General features: G+C 70.1%; 18 protein-coding genes. 9 read left to right on the top strand and 9 right to left on the bottom strand.

Annotated elements, in window-relative coordinates; all coding sequences use genetic code 11:
• Positions 1–90: 90 nt before the first annotated feature.
• The 3 genes from BHU06_RS16940 (at position 91) to BHU06_RS16930 (ending at position 2,115) form a co-directional block, all read left to right on the top strand.
• Positions 91–846, top strand: coding sequence for a TlyA family RNA methyltransferase (locus BHU06_RS16940; RefSeq protein WP_070400393.1), 756 nt, complete (start codon positions 91–93; stop codon positions 844–846).
• A complete protein-coding gene (gene metF / locus BHU06_RS16935; RefSeq protein WP_070400392.1) occupies positions 843–1,673 on the top strand; it encodes a methylenetetrahydrofolate reductase [NAD(P)H] in 831 nt (276 codons plus the stop codon). The genes BHU06_RS16940 and metF overlap by 4 nt, the downstream gene beginning before the upstream one ends.
• 64 nt (positions 1,674–1,737) lie before the next feature.
• Positions 1,738–2,115, top strand: coding sequence for a septal ring lytic transglycosylase RlpA family protein (locus tag BHU06_RS16930; RefSeq protein WP_239478314.1), 378 nt, complete (start codon positions 1,738–1,740; stop codon positions 2,113–2,115).
• Between the two features lie 19 nt (positions 2,116–2,134).
• On the opposite strand, the gene BHU06_RS16925 is transcribed toward BHU06_RS16930, so the two are convergent.
• The 6 genes from BHU06_RS16925 to BHU06_RS16900 all read right to left on the bottom strand — a co-directional run bounded on the left by BHU06_RS16925 (position 2,135) and on the right by BHU06_RS16900 (position 6,957).
• A complete protein-coding gene (locus BHU06_RS16925) occupies positions 2,135–3,241 on the bottom strand; it encodes a 2Fe-2S iron-sulfur cluster-binding protein (protein ID WP_070400391.1) in 1,107 nt (368 codons plus the stop codon).
• Positions 3,242–3,243: 2 nt separating this feature from the next.
• Positions 3,244–3,768: a 1,2-phenylacetyl-CoA epoxidase subunit PaaD gene (paaD, locus tag BHU06_RS16920; protein WP_070400390.1), complete on the bottom strand. Its 525-nt coding sequence runs from the start codon at positions 3,766–3,768 to the stop codon at positions 3,244–3,246.
• Between the two features lie 4 nt (positions 3,769–3,772).
• Entirely contained in the window at positions 3,773–4,612 is an 840-nt protein-coding gene (gene paaC / locus BHU06_RS16915) for a 1,2-phenylacetyl-CoA epoxidase subunit PaaC (RefSeq protein WP_070400389.1), read from the bottom strand.
• Positions 4,612–4,908: a 1,2-phenylacetyl-CoA epoxidase subunit PaaB gene (gene paaB, locus BHU06_RS16910; RefSeq protein WP_070400388.1), complete on the bottom strand. Its 297-nt coding sequence runs from the start codon at positions 4,906–4,908 to the stop codon at positions 4,612–4,614. Before paaB ends, paaC begins: the two co-directional genes overlap by 1 nt.
• Positions 4,905–5,915, bottom strand: a complete 1,011-nt coding sequence (gene paaA / locus BHU06_RS16905; protein ID WP_070400387.1) for a 1,2-phenylacetyl-CoA epoxidase subunit PaaA — start codon at positions 5,913–5,915, stop codon at positions 4,905–4,907. Before paaA ends, paaB begins: the two co-directional genes overlap by 4 nt.
• A gap of 127 nt (positions 5,916–6,042) precedes the next feature.
• Positions 6,043–6,957 (bottom strand): 23S rRNA (adenine(2030)-N(6))-methyltransferase RlmJ, encoded by a 915-nt coding sequence (locus BHU06_RS16900; RefSeq protein ID WP_070400386.1) that lies wholly within the window; start codon positions 6,955–6,957, stop codon positions 6,043–6,045.
• 176 nt (positions 6,958–7,133) lie between these two features.
• Between BHU06_RS16900 and rplM the strand changes: the two genes are divergently transcribed.
• The 5 genes from rplM to erpA all read left to right on the top strand — a co-directional run bounded on the left by rplM (position 7,134) and on the right by erpA (position 9,650).
• Positions 7,134–7,565: a 50S ribosomal protein L13 gene (gene rplM, locus BHU06_RS16895; RefSeq protein WP_070400385.1), complete on the top strand. Its 432-nt coding sequence runs from the start codon at positions 7,134–7,136 to the stop codon at positions 7,563–7,565.
• Positions 7,566–7,575: 10 nt separating this feature from the next.
• Entirely contained in the window at positions 7,576–7,968 is a 393-nt protein-coding gene (gene rpsI / locus BHU06_RS16890) for a 30S ribosomal protein S9 (protein WP_070400384.1), read from the top strand.
• Positions 7,969–8,069: 101 nt separating this feature from the next.
• Complete coding sequence (locus BHU06_RS16885) at positions 8,070–8,774, top strand: DUF6776 family protein (protein ID WP_070400383.1); 705 nt, start codon at positions 8,070–8,072, stop codon at positions 8,772–8,774.
• 27 nt (positions 8,775–8,801) lie between these two features.
• Entirely contained in the window at positions 8,802–9,203 is a 402-nt protein-coding gene (locus tag BHU06_RS16880) for a polymer-forming cytoskeletal protein (RefSeq protein ID WP_070400382.1), read from the top strand.
• An 81-nt stretch (positions 9,204–9,284) separates the two neighbouring features.
• Positions 9,285–9,650, top strand: a complete 366-nt coding sequence (erpA, locus tag BHU06_RS16875) for an iron-sulfur cluster insertion protein ErpA (protein ID WP_070400381.1) — start codon at positions 9,285–9,287, stop codon at positions 9,648–9,650.
• 83 nt (positions 9,651–9,733) lie between these two features.
• On the opposite strand, the gene BHU06_RS16870 is transcribed toward erpA, so the two are convergent.
• Positions 9,734–11,146 (bottom strand): M23 family metallopeptidase, encoded by a 1,413-nt coding sequence (locus BHU06_RS16870; RefSeq protein ID WP_070400380.1) that lies wholly within the window; start codon positions 11,144–11,146, stop codon positions 9,734–9,736.
• Between the two features lie 207 nt (positions 11,147–11,353).
• On the opposite strand from BHU06_RS16870, the gene tyrS reads away from it, so the two are divergent.
• Positions 11,354–12,616, top strand: coding sequence for a tyrosine--tRNA ligase (gene tyrS, locus BHU06_RS16865; protein ID WP_070400379.1), 1,263 nt, complete (start codon positions 11,354–11,356; stop codon positions 12,614–12,616).
• A gap of 59 nt (positions 12,617–12,675) precedes the next feature.
• Here tyrS and BHU06_RS16860 read toward each other — a convergent pair whose 3' ends face one another.
• Both BHU06_RS16860 and BHU06_RS16855 read right to left on the bottom strand, forming a co-directional pair.
• Entirely contained in the window at positions 12,676–13,362 is a 687-nt protein-coding gene (locus BHU06_RS16860; protein ID WP_070400378.1) for an ankyrin repeat domain-containing protein, read from the bottom strand.
• Positions 13,359–13,859: a heme-binding protein gene (locus BHU06_RS16855; RefSeq protein ID WP_070400377.1), complete on the bottom strand. Its 501-nt coding sequence runs from the start codon at positions 13,857–13,859 to the stop codon at positions 13,359–13,361. The genes BHU06_RS16860 and BHU06_RS16855 overlap by 4 nt, the downstream gene beginning before the upstream one ends.
• Between the last annotated feature and the right edge of the window lie 29 nt (positions 13,860–13,888).

Here is a 13,888-nt window from a genome sequence, read left to right as displayed (position 1 = left end):
CGCTTCGCGCGACCCCCTTCCGGGGGCGATGCCTGCGGCCCGGCCAAGCCGGTTCCGCGGCATCCTCGGTTCGGGTCTTGGCGCTCCACCGTGCGTGCTGATCAACTTCTCGTCGAGCGTGGTCTGGCGGCGTCGCGCTCGCAGGCGCAGCGGCTGATCGCGGCTGGCGTGCGCTGGCGCGCCGGCGGCGGCTGGCGGCCCGTGGCCAAGAACGGCGACGAGTTGCCCGCGGACGCCCAGGTCGAACTGCTGGACGCGGCCGAGGCGCGTTATGTCTCGCGCGGCGGACTGAAGCTGGAGGGTGCGCTGGCGCACACCGGCGTCGAGCCGTGTGGCCTGCGCGCGCTCGACGTGGGCCAGAGCACCGGCGGCTTCACCGACTGCCTGCTGCAGCGCGGCGCGGCCCAGGTGGTGGGTGTGGACGTGGGCAGCGGCCAGCTCAACACCCGTCTGCGCGGGGATGCGCGGGTGATCGCCATCGAGCACTGCAACGCGCGCGAATTGACGGCCCAGCGCCTGCGCGAGGCCGGGGCCGAGCCGCCCTTCGACCTGATCGTCGGCGACCTGTCCTTCATCTCGCAGACGCTGGTGTGGCCCGCGCTGGCGCCGCTGCTCAAGCCCGGCGGCCAGGGCCTGATGCTCGTCAAGCCGCAGTTCGAGCTGCAGCCCGAAGACATCGGCAAGGGCGGCCTGGTGAAGGACGCCGCGTCGTACGCGCGGGTGCGCGAGCGCATCACGACCGCGCTGCAAGGCCTGGGCCTTGAGCCGCTCGACTATTTCGACAGCCCCATCGCCGGTGGCGATGGCAACCGCGAATTCTTCGTCTTCATTCGGAAACCGGCATGAACCTGCCCATCAGCTTCGAATTCTTCCCGCCCAAGACGCCCGAGGGCGCGCAGAAGCTGCGCGCCGTGCGCCAGCAGCTCTACGCGCGCGCGCCGCTGTTCTGCTCCGTCACCTACGGCGCTGGCGGCTCCACGCAGGAGGGCACCTTCGGCACCGTGCGCGAGATCCTCGCCGAGGGCGTGGACGCGGCCTCGCACTTCTCGTGCATCGGCGCCACGCGCGCCGGCGTGCGCGAGCAGCTGGCGCAGCTCAAGGCCATGGGCGTCAAGCGCCTGGTGGCGCTGCGCGGCGACCTGCCCAGCGGCTATGGACTGGGTGGCGAGTTCCACTACGCGAGCGACCTCGTGGCCTTCATCCGCGCCGAAACCGGCGAGGACTTCCACCTGGAGGTGGCGGCCTATCCCGAGGTGCACCCGCAGGCCCGCTCGCCCGAGGCCGACCTCAAGGCCTACGCGACCAAGGTCCGCGCCGGCGCGCATTCGGCGATCACGCAGTACTTTTACAGCGCCGATGCGTACTTCCGTTTCGTCGAGGAGGCGCGCGCCCTGGGCGCCGACATCCCGGTGGTGCCCGGCATCATGCCCATCACCAGTTCCACGCAGCTGATGCGCTTCTCGGACGCCTGCGGGGCCGAGATCCCGCGCTGGATCCGACTGCGGCTGCAGGCCTATGGCGACGACACGGCCTCGATCAAGTCCTTCGGCCTCGACGTGGTCACGTCGTTGTGTGAGCAATTGCTTCGCGGCGGGGTGCCGGGCCTGCACTTCTATACGATGAACCAGAGCGCGGCGACGTTGGAGATCCTGCGCCGCCTCGACACCCGCTGATCACCGCTTGACCCGCATGACGCCCACCCGCCTTGCCGCCCTGGCCGTGCTCGCCGTCGCCCTCGTGGGCTGCGCGAGCCGCGGCGGGCCGCCGGGCGAGGACTGGGGCGCGGACGCGCCGTCGGGTGGCGGTCCGGCCGCGCACGAGGCGCGCGAGATCGGGCGCGGCAACGCCTCGTGGTACGGCGAGCCGCACCATGGCCGTCGCACCGCGAACGGCGAGGTCTTCGACATGAACGAACTCACCGCCGCGCACAAGACCCTGCCGTTCGGCACGCGCGTGCGCGTGGAGAACCTGGCCACGGGGCAGGCGGTGGTGGTGCGCATCAACGACCGCGGGCCGTTCGCGCCGGGGCGCGTGATCGACCTCAGCCGCGCCGCGGCCGAGCGCATCGGCCTCATCCGCGCGGGCGTGGCGCCCGTGGTGCTCTACACCGATTGAGCGGGCCGGCGGTGGCCGCTCAGCGCTCGTCGTAGCTGACGACGACCCGGTCGGTGGTGGGGCGGGCCTGGCAGCTCAGCACGAAGCCCTGTTCGGTTTCCCAGGGCTCCAGCGTGAAGTTCTTTTCCATCTCCACCTGGCCTTCCATGACCTTGGCGCGGCAGGTGCAGCACACGCCGCCGCGGCACGACCAGGGCAGGTCCAGACCGGCCTCCAGCGCCACGTCGAGCACGCGCTGGTCGCGGCCCATGCGCAGTTCGTGCGGTTTGCCGTCGAGCACCACGGTCAGGGCCACCTCGCCCTCGGCCTGGGGCGCGCGGCCCAGCTGCACGCGCTCGCGCTCGCCGCGCGGCAGGGCCTCCAGCGTGGGCGAGGTGAAGCGCTCGGTGTGGATGCGCTCGGGCTTCACGCCGGCGCCCAGCAGGGCCTGCTCGGTAGCCTCGATCATGGCTTCGGGGCCGCAGACGAAAACCTCGTCCATGCTGGGCACGGGCAGCAGGGCGGCGATGAGGGCGCGCACCTTATCGCCGTCGATGCGGCCTTCGAGCAGCGGCACCTCCTGCGCCTGGCGCGAGAGGATGTGGATCAGCGTGAGCCGGTCGCGGTAGCGGTCCTTCAGGTCTTGCAGGGCCTCGTTGAACATCACGCTGGCCATGCGCCGGTTGCCATAGACCAGCGTGAACTTGGCGGTGGGCGATTCCTCCAGCGTGCTCGTCATGATGGACAGGATGGGCGTGATGCCCGAGCCCGCCGCGAAGCCCACGCGGTGCAGGGCGCGCGGGCGGTGCACGGTGAAGCGGCCGTCGGGCGGCATGGCCTGCAGCGTGTCGCCGGCCTTGAGCTGCATGGCGGCCCAGTGGCTGAACACGCCGCCCTCCACCGGGCGGATGCCCAGCGTGAGCTCGCCCTTGCGGGTGTACAGGCTGCGTGGGCTGCTGATGGAGTAGCTGCGCCGCACGTCCTGGCCGTCGATGAGCGCCCGCACCGTGAGGAACTGGCCGGGCTCGAAGGCGAAGGCGCCGCGCCGCTCGGCGGGCACGGTCAGGGTGACGGCCACCGAGCCCGCGGCCTCGGGGCTCACGCGTGCGATGGGCAGCTCGACGAATCCGCGGGGGCTGGTGCTCATGGTCAGTAGGGCTTGAAGAGGTCGAAGGGTTCGAGGCAGTCCAGGCAGCGGTAAAGCGCCTTGCACGCGGTCGAGCCGAAGGGCGAGGTTTGTGTGGTGTGGGTGGAGCCGCAGCGCGGGCAGGGCACGGGCTGGCTGGCGGCGCGGCGCGCGAAGCCCACCACCTGGGCGCCGGCCTGCGCCGCGCGGCCATTGGGTGGCGCGATGCCGTAGGCGCGCAGCTTCTCGCGCGCGGCGGGCGCCATCCAGTCGGTGGTCCAGGCGGGCGAGAGCTGCGTCACCACGCGCGCGGCGATGCCGCTGTCGCGCAGCGCGGCGCGGATGTCGTCCTCGATCTGCCCCATGGCGGGGCAGCCGCTGTAGGTGGGCGTGATGACGACCTCGGCCACGCCGTCCCCGCCCAGGCGCACCTCGCGCAGGATGCCCAGCTCGGCCAGGCTCACCACGGGGATCTCGGGGTCGCTCAGGTGCGCGATGGCCGCGCGCACGGCGTCCAGCGAAGGGGGGTCGCGCAGCGCCGCGTCCATGGCCTCACCACACGGCTTGGGGGTGCTCGCGCGCCAGGCTCTGCATCTCGGCGAGCAGGAAGCCCATGTGTTCGGAGTGCAGGCCGCGCTTGCCCTGCGTCACGTAGCCGCCGTCGGCGGGGCGCCGCAGCGTGGCCTCGGCCAGCACCTCGTCCACCAGCGCATCCCAGGCGGGCTTGAGTTCGGCGAGGGCCACGCCGGTGCCGCTGGCCACGGCGGCGGACTCGGCCTCGTCGCCGGTCCAGAACTCTTGGGTGTGCGGCATGAGGTGGTCCAGCGCGGCCTGCGCGCGCGCGCGGCTCTGATCGGTACCGTCGCCCAGGCGCACCAGCCAGTCGCCGGCGTGGCTCAGGTGGTAGCGCACCTCCTTGAGCGACTTGGCCGCGATGGCGGCGAGCTGCGGATCGGCGCTGGCCTGCAGGCGCTCCCACCACAGGTTCATGAGCGCAGCGTAGAGCACGTTGCGCACGGTGGTGGTGGCGAAGTCGCGGTCGGCGCGCGCGGGGCCGGCGAGCGGGCCGTGGTGCGGCAGCTCCAGCAGGGTGAAGTTGCGGAACTCGTGCGTGGCGCGGAAGTAGGCCAGGCTGTCTTCGGTCAGGGCGCCATCGGCGCGCGCGCCTTGCAGGTGGGCGAAGCGCTTGGCCTGCGCGGGGTCGGCGTTGATGAGCGCGGCCGCGTGCTGGTAGAGCAGGCGCGCCTGGCCCAGGTGGTCGAGCGCGTGGTTGGCCAGGGCCAGGTCCTCTTCCAGGATGGGCCCGTGGCCGCACCACTCGGCGTTGCGCTGGCCGAGCACGAGGGCGTTGTCGGCCAGGTGCAGCACATAGTCAACAGGCGCCGAGCTCATCACATGTGCCCCACTTTGTCCGGGATCTCGTAGAAGGTCGGGTGGCGGTAGACCTTGTCGGCGGCGGGATCGAAGAAGGCGTCCTTCGAATCCGGTTCGCTCGCGGTGATGCTGGCCGAGGGCACGACCCAGATGCTCACGCCTTCCTGGCGGCGCGTGTACACGTCGCGCGCCATCTGCAGGGCGTGGCGCGCGTCGCTGGCGTGCAGGCTGCCGCAGTGCTTGTGCTCCAGGCCCTGCTTGCTGCGGACGAAGACCTCCCACAGCGGCCATTCCTTCAATGCCGGGGTGCTCATGCGGCCTCCTTCATGGTGCGTTGTGCTTGCTTGCGCGCGTGGGCCAGGGCGGCCTCGCGCACCCAGGAGCCGTCTTCCCAGGCCTTCACGCGGGTGGCCAGGCGCTCCTTGTTGCAGGGGCCGTTGCCGTTCACCACCTGCCAGAACTCGTCCCAGTCGATGGCGCCGAAGTCGTGCTGGCCGCGCTCGGCGTTCCACTTCAGTTCGGGGTCGGGCAGGGTGACGCCCAGCACCTCGGCCTGCGGCACGGTGGCGTCGACGAACTTCTGGCGCAGCGCGTCGTTGCTGATGCGCTTGATGCCCCAGCGCATGCCCTGCACGCTGTTGGGGCTGTTGTCGTCGGGCGGGCCGAACATGGCCAGGCACTTCCACCACCAGCGGTTCACCGCGTCCTGCACCATGGCCTTCTGCTCGTCCGTGCCCTGCATCATGGTCAGCAGCGACTCGTAGCCCTGGCGCTGGTGGAAGCTCTCTTCCTTGCAGACGCGGATCATGGCGCGCGCGTAGGGGCCGTAGCTGCAGCGGCACAGGGGGATCTGGTTCATGATCGCCGCGCCGTCCACCAGCCAGCCGATCACGCCCACGTCGGCCCAGGTGAGGGTGGGGTAGTTGAAGATGGAGCTGTACTTGGCGCGGCCGCTGTGCAGCGCGTCGACCATTTGGTCACGGCTGGTGCCCAGGGTCTCGGCGGCGCTGTAGAGGTACAGGCCGTGGCCGCCCTCGTCCTGAACCTTGGCCAGCAGGATGGCCTTGCGCTTGAGGCTGGGCGCGCGGCTGATCCAGTTGCCCTCGGGCAGCATGCCCACGATCTCGCTGTGCGCGTGCTGACTGATCTGGCGCACCAGGGTCTTGCGGTAGGCCTCGGGCATCCAGTCGCGCGGCTCGATCTTGCCGTCGGCGTCGATCACGGCATCGAAGTGGGCCTGCAGGGCGGGGTCGGCGGCGGCTGGCACGGCCTGGGGGCCGGGGGCGGTGCCGTCGGGCACGTTGAAGGATTGCGTGTACATGCGCGGTCTCCTCGGCGGGTGGGGCTCTGGCCGCGCAGTGTACCAAGTTAGCCGACCGGCCGGTCGGTTAATTTTTTTTTGCCGCGATGGATGGGGGCCGGGGCCCGTCCGCGCCGGGCCGCGCGGTTCAGCCCGAGTGTTCCAGCGTGTGGCCTTGGCCGCGCCCACGGCCCAGCGCGCCCACCAGCAGCGGCAGGGCCTCGGCCAGCCCGGCGTGCAGGGTGTGCGGCGGGTTGATCACGAACACGCCGCTGGCCGTCAGGCCCGGGCGCTCGTCCGGGCCCAGGGGCGGGTGGCCCACGGCCAGCGTGGCGTGCAGCCAGGGGCGACCGGCGCGCTGGGCGTGGCCGCGCAGCTTGCGCGGCAGGTCATGGGCCTCGGCGCGCGGGATCACCGGGTACCAGACCAGGTAGGTGCCGGTGGCGAAGCGCTTCAGTGAATCTTGTATGCAGGCGCTCACTTTGGCGTAATCGCTCTTGATCTCGTAGCTTGGGTCGATCAACACCATCGCCCGGCGCGAGCCCTTGGCGTCGGCGGGCGGGGGCAGCAGGGGCTTGAGGCCCTCGAAGCCGTCCTCGCGCTTGACCACCACCGCGCGGCCGGCATCGAGCTGGGCGATGTTGGCCGACAGCGTTTTGCCGTCGGTCGGGTGCAGCTCGAACAGCTTGAGCCGGTCGCGCGCCTCGTGGCGCATGAGCCGCTGCACCACGAAGGGCGAGCCCGGGTAGACGCGCAGCGCGCCCGAGGGGTTGAAGCCGGCCACGAGGTCGAGGTAGTCGTCGATCGGCGGTGTCGCCTGCGCGGTCGGCGAGCCCGTGGCCGGCCGGCAGGCGGCGAAGAGCCGCACCACGCCGTGCTCGGCCTCGCCCCCCTTGTCGGCGAAATCGCCGTCCAGCCGGTACAGGCCCGCGCCTGCGTGGGTGTCGACCAGGGTGATGGCCGGCTCCTTGAGCTGCAGGTGGCGCAGGGTGGCGATCAGCACCATGTGCTTGAGCACATCGGCGTGGTTGCCGGCGTGGAAGGCGTGGCGGTAGGAGAACATGGGCCGGCGATGGTAGCGCCGGATTTGCCGCCCCGGCGCCGATTTCGTACAATGGCGGGCTTCGCAGCGTTTTCCTGTGGCCCCGCGGCGAAGTTCAAACCTCCACCTAAGAGGGTTCCACCAGAGAACCGCCGACCGTGGAAAAGGGCCGCCAAACCCTCGCTATCAGGTTCAACATGACCAAAACGTTCAGCGCCAAGCCCGCTGACGTGAAGCACGAGTGGTTTGTGATTGACGCGACCGACAAGGTCCTCGGACGAGTTGCCAGTGAAGTGGCTCTCCGACTGCGCGGCAAGCACAAGGCCATCTACACGCCTCACGTCGACACGGGTGACTACATCGTCATCATCAACGCAGCCAAGCTGCGCGTGACCGGCACCAAGTCCACCGACAAGATGTACTACCGCCACTCGGGCTTCCCGGGCGGTATCTACGCGACCAACTTCCGCGACATGCAGGCCAAGCACCCCGGCCGCGCGCTCGAGAAGGCCGTCAAGGGCATGCTGCCCAAGGGTCCTCTGGGCTACGCCATGATCAAGAAGCTCAAGGTCTACGGCGGCGCGGAGCACCCGCACACCGCTCAGCAGCCGCAAACGCTGGACATCTAAGGAGCCCTGAATGATTGGTGAATGGAACAATGGCACCGGCCGTCGCAAATCCAGCGTCGCCCGCGTGTTCCTCAAGAAGGGCAGCGGCAAGATCACGGTCAACGGCAAGGAGATCCAGCAGTTCTTCGGCCGCGAGACCTCGATCATGATCGCCAAGCAGCCGCTCGTGCTGACCGACAACGTCGAGACCTTCGACATCCAGGTCAACGTGCACGGTGGCGGTGAGTCGGGCCAGGCCGGCGCGGTGCGCCACGGCATCACCCGCGCACTGATCGACTACGACGCGAGCCTCAAGCCCGCGCTGTCGCAAGCCGGCTTCGTGACCCGCGACGCCCGCGAGGTGGAACGCAAGAAGGTCGGCCTGCGCTCCGCGCGGCGCCGCAAGCAGTTCAGCAAGCGCTGATCGCCTTCGCGAAACGCCCCCAGAAACCGCCTGCAAGTCCGCTTGGGGCGGTTTCTGCTTTCTGGGGCCCGCTTTCTTTTGCTTGCAGTTGAGAGGTTTGCATGCGATTGCGCTTCGGACGTAGACGCTGGTCGGCAGGCGCCCCGCGCATGTCGATCCGCAGCGCCTTGCCCTGGCCGCTGCGCTGGCTCGGGGCCGCCGTCATGCTGGGCCTGTGCGCGGCGCTGGCGCTGTGGGCCTTCGAATTCGGCAAGGACATCGCCGGCCTGGACCGCAACGCGCGCGATGAGCTGGAGCGCCTGCGCACCGAGGTGGTGGGCCTGCGCGAGGAACTGGCTTCGCGCAGCGCGGTGGACCACACCGCCGAGAGCCGCCTGACCATCGAGCGCGCCCTGCAAGACCAGCTGCGCGTACAGATCCGCCAGCTGGAGGCGGACAACCAGAGCCTGCGCAACGACCTCGGGTTCTTCGAGCGCCTCATCCCGGCGGGTGGTGACGCGCTCGCCATCCGTGGCCTGCAGGCCGAACGCCTGTCGGCCACACAGTGGCGTTGGCAGGTTCTGATGATCCAGGCCGCGCGCAACGCGCCAGACTTCAAGGGTGCGCTCGAGATCGTCTTCACCGGCACGCTGGCCGGCAAGCCCTGGTCCGCGAAGCACGCCCCCGCACCGCAACCGGTGCTCGTCAAAGGCTATCTGCGGCAGGAAGGCGTTGTTGATCTGCCCGCGCAGGCCGTTGTAAAAACCGTGACCGCCAAGCTCCTCCAGGGCAGCGCGGTGCGGTCGGTTCAGACCTTCGATCCCTGATCGAGGGTTGTCGACAGGAGATCACGCATGTTCGCCAAACCCAAGCAGCCCCCGATCAAGAGCCTGATCGCTCAGGGCACCCGCATCCAGGGCGACCTGCTGTTCGCCGAAGGGCTTCGCATCGACGGCGAGGTCGTGGGCAATGTGCGGGCGGCGGCGGACGGCGCCAGCCTGCTGATCGTGAGCGAGGTGGCCTCGGTGCAAGGCTCGATCGAGGCCGACCACGTCATCATCAATGGCCATGTCAAAGGCCCGGTGCTGGCCCGCCAGCTGCTGGAGCTGCAGCCCAAGGCGCGCATCGAGGGCGATGTGTCCTACCGAGCGATCGAGATGCACCAGGGCGCCACCATCGAAGGCCAGCTGCGCCCCATGGCCAGCGACGGCGCCGAGGAAAAGCCCACACTGAAACTGGCGGCAAACCACCGCTGAATGGGCATACCCGAGCGGCGTACCGTACCATTCGCGGTATCGCTGGCCTTTCCAGGCCTGCTCCCTACGAGAGGAATCCCCATGAGTGCCGTGGCCGAGAACATCCAGACCGACATGCCCGCGCCGCTGGTCTTCACCGACAGCGCCGCCGCCAAGGTGGCCGAACTGGTGGCCGAAGAGGGCAATCCCGACCTGAAGCTGCGCGTCTTCGTGCAAGGCGGCGGCTGCTCGGGCTTCCAGTACGGCTTCACCTTCGACGAGGTCGTCAACGAAGACGACACCTCCATGAGCAAGAACGGCGTGACCCTGCTGATCGACGCCATGAGCTACCAGTACCTGGTGGGCGCCGAGATCGACTACAAGGAAGACCTGCAAGGCGCCCAGTTCGTGATCAAGAACCCCAACGCCAGCACCACCTGCGGCTGCGGTTCGAGCTTCAGCGTCTGAAGCGAGCCGGTTCGCCGGCCATGAAAAAAGGGAGCCATCGGCTCCCTTTTTTTCTGGGCGGGACCTTGCGGGTCCCTCCGGGCTCAGCGGCCTTCGTCGGTGCTGGCCAGGGCCTGCTGCAGGCGGCCGGCGGCGGCGAGTTCCTGCCGCTGGGCCTGGGCGACCTGGTTGAAGGCGCCGCGCAGGTTCTCGGGCAGCTTGATGGCCTCGCTCTGGCGGGCGATCACCAGCGGGTCGCGGTGCTCGCCGTTGTCGCGGAACTCGAAGTGCAGGTGCGGGCCTGTGGACATGCCGGTGGTGCCGACGTTGCCGATGAACTCGCCCTGGCTCACGCGCTGGCCGGTGCGCACGCCGATGCGGCTCAGGTGCGCGAAGACCGTCACCTGGTTGTTGCGGTGGCGCACGTAGATGACGTTGCCATAGCCGCGCTGCACCCCGGCGAACTCGATCACGCCGTCGGCCACCGTGCGCACCGGCGTGCCGGTGGGGGCGGCGTAGTCCACGCCCAGGTGGGCGCGCTGGCGGCCGAGCACCGGGTGGAAGCGCATGCCATAGCCGCTGCTGACGCGCGAGAACTCCAGTGGCGAGGACAGGAAGTAGCGGCGCTTGCTGTCGCCGTTGAAGCCGTAGTAGCCGCCTTTGACGCCGGGCGCCTCGAACCACACCGCCTCGTGCGGGCGGCCGTCGTTGACGAACACCGCCGACAGGATGCGGCCGGTCTTCATCGGCTCGCCTTCGGCGCTCAGGGTTTCATAGACGACCTGGAAGCGGTCGCCCTTGCGCAGGTCGCGGCGGAAATCGATGTCGCTGGCGAACATCTCGGCGAGCTGCACGGCCACCGCGTCGGGGATGCCCGCGGCGTCGGTGGAGGCGAACAGGGAGCTGCGGATTTCGCCACTGGCCAGGCGCGACGCGGCCTCCAGGGTGCCGGGTTCGAGTCGGGCGCTCAGGCCGTCGCTGCCCCGCTCGACCACCAGGCGCAGAAAGCCACGATCGTTCTTCGGATCGGGCCAACGGGCGGTGAGGCGCTGCAGCACCTGCTGCGGGGTGGCCTCGGCGTGCACCAGGCGGCTCTGGCGCGAGGCCAGCAGCTGGCGCGCCAGGGGGTTGCGGGCCAGAAAGGCCTGGGCCTCGCCGTCGTTCACGCCCAGGCGCAGCAGCAGCGACTGGGGGGTGTCGTCGTTGCGCGTGGTGTCGCTGCGGTACAGGGTCCAGGGCTGGGGGCTGGCGAGCACCGGACGGGCCTCGGGGGGCAGGTCGGCGCTGGCGGGAATGGCGGTGTACAGGGGGGTGGCGGTCACCGGCAGGGCTTCCACCACCTGGCGCACCGGCAGGTCGGCGGCGTCGGGCGCCAGCGGCGCGATGCCGAAGGCGGTGACCCCGGTGCCGAGGAGGAGGACGCCGATGCCCCCCATGACGCGACGGGGGTGCTGGGCAATCGATTCAGCGATCTGTTGGCCCCATTGGGCCGCGGCGTTCAGGGTCTGGCGTATCAAGGTCGGTCATCCATGAAAGGGCCGGTGGGGGCGCAGGGCCTCACACCGGCATCCAGGGAGTGAGCGGGCAGCGACGCGAGAAGTTCACGCCACAGGCCGGGCTTTACGTTGGTGCGGGAGCTCGTGCAAAAAGCACGCCAACTAAAATCCGACGATAGCCGGCAAGTGTAGCGGGCTGGCGATCCGTCCCTATCGGAAGAAACACGTATGAATAACGGCTTATCTATTCCCACCTTGCCGGACAGCCCCACCAGCGGCGGCGAGGCCCTGACGGACGGCGTACGACACGCCCTGGCGGTCACCCGCCGGGGCTGCGAAGAATTGATCCCCGAGGCGGATTGGGCGCAAAAATTGTCACGTTCCGAGCGCACCGGCACGCCGCTGCGCATCAAGCTCGGCTTGGACCCGACGGCGCCCGACATCCACATCGGCCACACCGTGGTGCTCAACAAGATGCGCCAGCTCCAGGACCTGGGGCATACAGTCATTTTTCTTATCGGCGACTTCACCAGCCTGATCGGCGACCCCTCGGGGCGCAACAGCACGCGCCCGCCGCTCACGCCCGAGCAGATCAAGGCCAACGCCGAGACCTACTACAAGCAGGCCAGCCTGGTGCTGGACCCGGCGAAGACGGAGATCCGCTACAACAGCGAATGGAGCCTGCCGCTGGGCTCCATGGGCATGATCCAGCTCGCGGCCAAGTACACCGTGGCGCGCATGATGGAGCGCAACGACTTCCACCAGCGCTTCACCGCCGGCACGCCGATCAGCGTGCACGAGTTCCTCTACCCGCTGATGCAGGGCTACGACTCGGTGGCGCTCAAGAGCGACCTCGAGCTCGGTGGCACCGACCAGAAGTTCAACCTGCTCATGGGCCGCCACCTGCAGGCCGAGTACGGTCAGGAGCCGCAGTGCATCCTGACCATGCCGCTGCTGGAGGGGCTGGACGGCGTGGACAAGATGTCCAAGAGCAAGAACAACTACATCGGCATCACCGAGGACGCCAACACCATGTTCGCCAAGGTGCTGAGCATCTCCGATGAGCTGATGTGGCGCTGGTACACCCTGCTGTCCTTCCAGTCGATGGAGGCGATCGAGGCGCTCAAGCGCGAGGTGGCGGGCGGCCGCAACCCCAAGGACGCGAAGGTGATGCTGGCCAAGGAGATCACGGCGCGTTTCCACAGCGCGGCGGCGGCCGAGGCGGCCGAGCAGGACTTCATCAACCGCTCCAAGGGCGGCGTGCCGGACGAGATTCCCGAGGTGTCGCTGACGGGCGCGCCGCTGGGCATCGCGGCCCTGCTCAAGTCGGCCGGCCTGGCGCCGTCGAGCAGCGAGGCCAACCGCCTCATCGACGGTGGTGGCGTGCGCGTGGACGGCTCGGTGCTGAGCGACAAGGGCCTGAAGCTCGCCGCCGGGACCTACGTGGTGCAGGTCGGCAAGCGCAAGTTCGCGCGCGTGACGCTGGGCTGATCCGATCCGGCGCCGGGCCGCGCCCTGCAAGGGGCGGCCGGCGCAGCCTGGGGGCGCGCTCAGCGCGCCCCGGCCTTTTCCAGCATCGCCACCATGGCCGCGTGGCCGCGCGAGCGGGCCAGCGCCAGCGGCGTGTGGCCGCTGCGGTCGGTCAGTTGCAGGTTGGCGCCGGCGTCGATCAGCGCCTGCAGCGTGGCCTGGTGGCGCGGGCCGCCGTCGCCCAGCACGACGGACTCGATGGCGGCCGTCCAGTGCAGGTTGTTCACGTGGTCCAGCGGCGCACCAGCGGCGATGAGCTGGCGCACCACGCCTTCATGGCCCAGGTGGGCCGCCGCGATCAGCGCGGTGCCGTCGTAGCGGCTGGTCACCAGCTTCGCGCTCGCGCCGCCGGCCAGCAGCAGGCGCAGGGTATCTTCGTCGTCGGCCACGGCGGCGATGGTGACGGCGTCGTAGCGCCCGTGTTCCAGGGCCGCATGGTTGGCGCCGGCCTGCAGCAGCGCCCGCACCGCCTCGCGCTGGCGCGCGAAGGTGGCCACGTGCAGTGGCGTGCGGCCGGCGCCGTCGGTGGCCTCGATGGCCGCGCCCGACTTCAGCAGCCGCGCGATGGCGGCCACATCGCCGCGCTGCGCCGCGGCGTGCAGGCCCTGGTAGGCCGCGACCTCGCCGGGCGAGGGCGGCACCTGGGCCCGCGCGGCGCCCGCGAACGCGGTGGCCAGCGCCAGCGACAGCAGCGCGCGCCGCTTCATTGCAGGGCCGCTTTCACCTGCTCCAGCGCGGCCATGGCGCACTGCTCGTCCAGGTGGCCGCCGGGCGCGCCGCCCACACCGACGGCGCCGATCACGTCGTTGCCCGCGCGCACCGGCACGCCGCCGCCGAGCAGCAGGTAGCCGGGGATGTCCTTCAGGTTGGCCGCGGCCGGGTTCTTCTGCGAGGCCTCCATCATGGCCAGCGTGGTGTTGCGCGCGGAGGCCGAGGTGTAGGCCTTCAGGCGGCTGGCTTCCAGGGTGTGCGGGCCGGCGTTGTCGGCGCGCTGCATGGCGCGCACATTGCCGGCGCGGTCCACCACGGTGGCGGTGACGGCATAGCCGCTGGCGCTGCAGGCGGCCACGGTGGCGGCGGCGATCTGGTTGGCCAGCGCCAGCGAGACGTTGCGCTCGCTGAGGACGGCGCCGCTCTGGGCTTGGGCGAGGGCGCTGGCGCCGATCAGGGCGAGGGCCAGGGCGGTGCGGATGGGGGTGTTCATGAAGCGGGTCTCCGTGACGGCGTTGCGGT

The organism is Hydrogenophaga sp. PML113 (assembly GCF_001777155.1).
GTDB lineage: Bacteria > Pseudomonadota > Gammaproteobacteria > Burkholderiales > Burkholderiaceae_C > Hydrogenophaga > Hydrogenophaga borbori.
The sequence above is the reverse complement of the archived record's forward strand: the minus strand, read 5'-3'. Positions and strand labels throughout refer to the sequence as shown.

Excerpts from the sequence above, each read along its gene's own strand:
- metF (WP_070400392.1), top strand. The coding sequence starts at position 843 with ATGAACCTGCCCATCAGCTTCGAATTCTTCCCGCCCAAGACGCCCGAG.
- BHU06_RS16925 (WP_070400391.1), bottom strand. The coding sequence starts at position 3,241 with ATGAGCACCAGCCCCCGCGGATTCGTCGAGCTGCCCATCGCACGCGTG.
- paaD (WP_070400390.1), bottom strand. The coding sequence starts at position 3,768 with ATGGACGCGGCGCTGCGCGACCCCCCTTCGCTGGACGCCGTGCGCGCG.
- paaC (WP_070400389.1), bottom strand. The coding sequence starts at position 4,612 with ATGAGCTCGGCGCCTGTTGACTATGTGCTGCACCTGGCCGACAACGCC.
- paaB (WP_070400388.1), bottom strand. The coding sequence starts at position 4,908 with ATGAGCACCCCGGCATTGAAGGAATGGCCGCTGTGGGAGGTCTTCGTC.
- paaA (WP_070400387.1), bottom strand. The coding sequence starts at position 5,915 with ATGTACACGCAATCCTTCAACGTGCCCGACGGCACCGCCCCCGGCCCC.
- BHU06_RS16900 (WP_070400386.1), bottom strand. The coding sequence starts at position 6,957 with ATGTTCTCCTACCGCCACGCCTTCCACGCCGGCAACCACGCCGATGTG.
- rplM (WP_070400385.1), top strand. The coding sequence starts at position 7,134 with ATGACCAAAACGTTCAGCGCCAAGCCCGCTGACGTGAAGCACGAGTGG.
- rpsI (WP_070400384.1), top strand. The coding sequence starts at position 7,576 with ATGATTGGTGAATGGAACAATGGCACCGGCCGTCGCAAATCCAGCGTC.
- BHU06_RS16885 (WP_070400383.1), top strand. The coding sequence starts at position 8,070 with ATGCGATTGCGCTTCGGACGTAGACGCTGGTCGGCAGGCGCCCCGCGC.
- BHU06_RS16880 (WP_070400382.1), top strand. The coding sequence starts at position 8,802 with ATGTTCGCCAAACCCAAGCAGCCCCCGATCAAGAGCCTGATCGCTCAG.
- erpA (WP_070400381.1), top strand. The coding sequence starts at position 9,285 with ATGAGTGCCGTGGCCGAGAACATCCAGACCGACATGCCCGCGCCGCTG.
- tyrS (WP_070400379.1), top strand. The coding sequence starts at position 11,354 with ATGAATAACGGCTTATCTATTCCCACCTTGCCGGACAGCCCCACCAGC.
- BHU06_RS16860 (WP_070400378.1), bottom strand. The coding sequence starts at position 13,362 with ATGAAGCGGCGCGCGCTGCTGTCGCTGGCGCTGGCCACCGCGTTCGCG.
- BHU06_RS16855 (WP_070400377.1), bottom strand. The coding sequence starts at position 13,859 with ATGAACACCCCCATCCGCACCGCCCTGGCCCTCGCCCTGATCGGCGCC.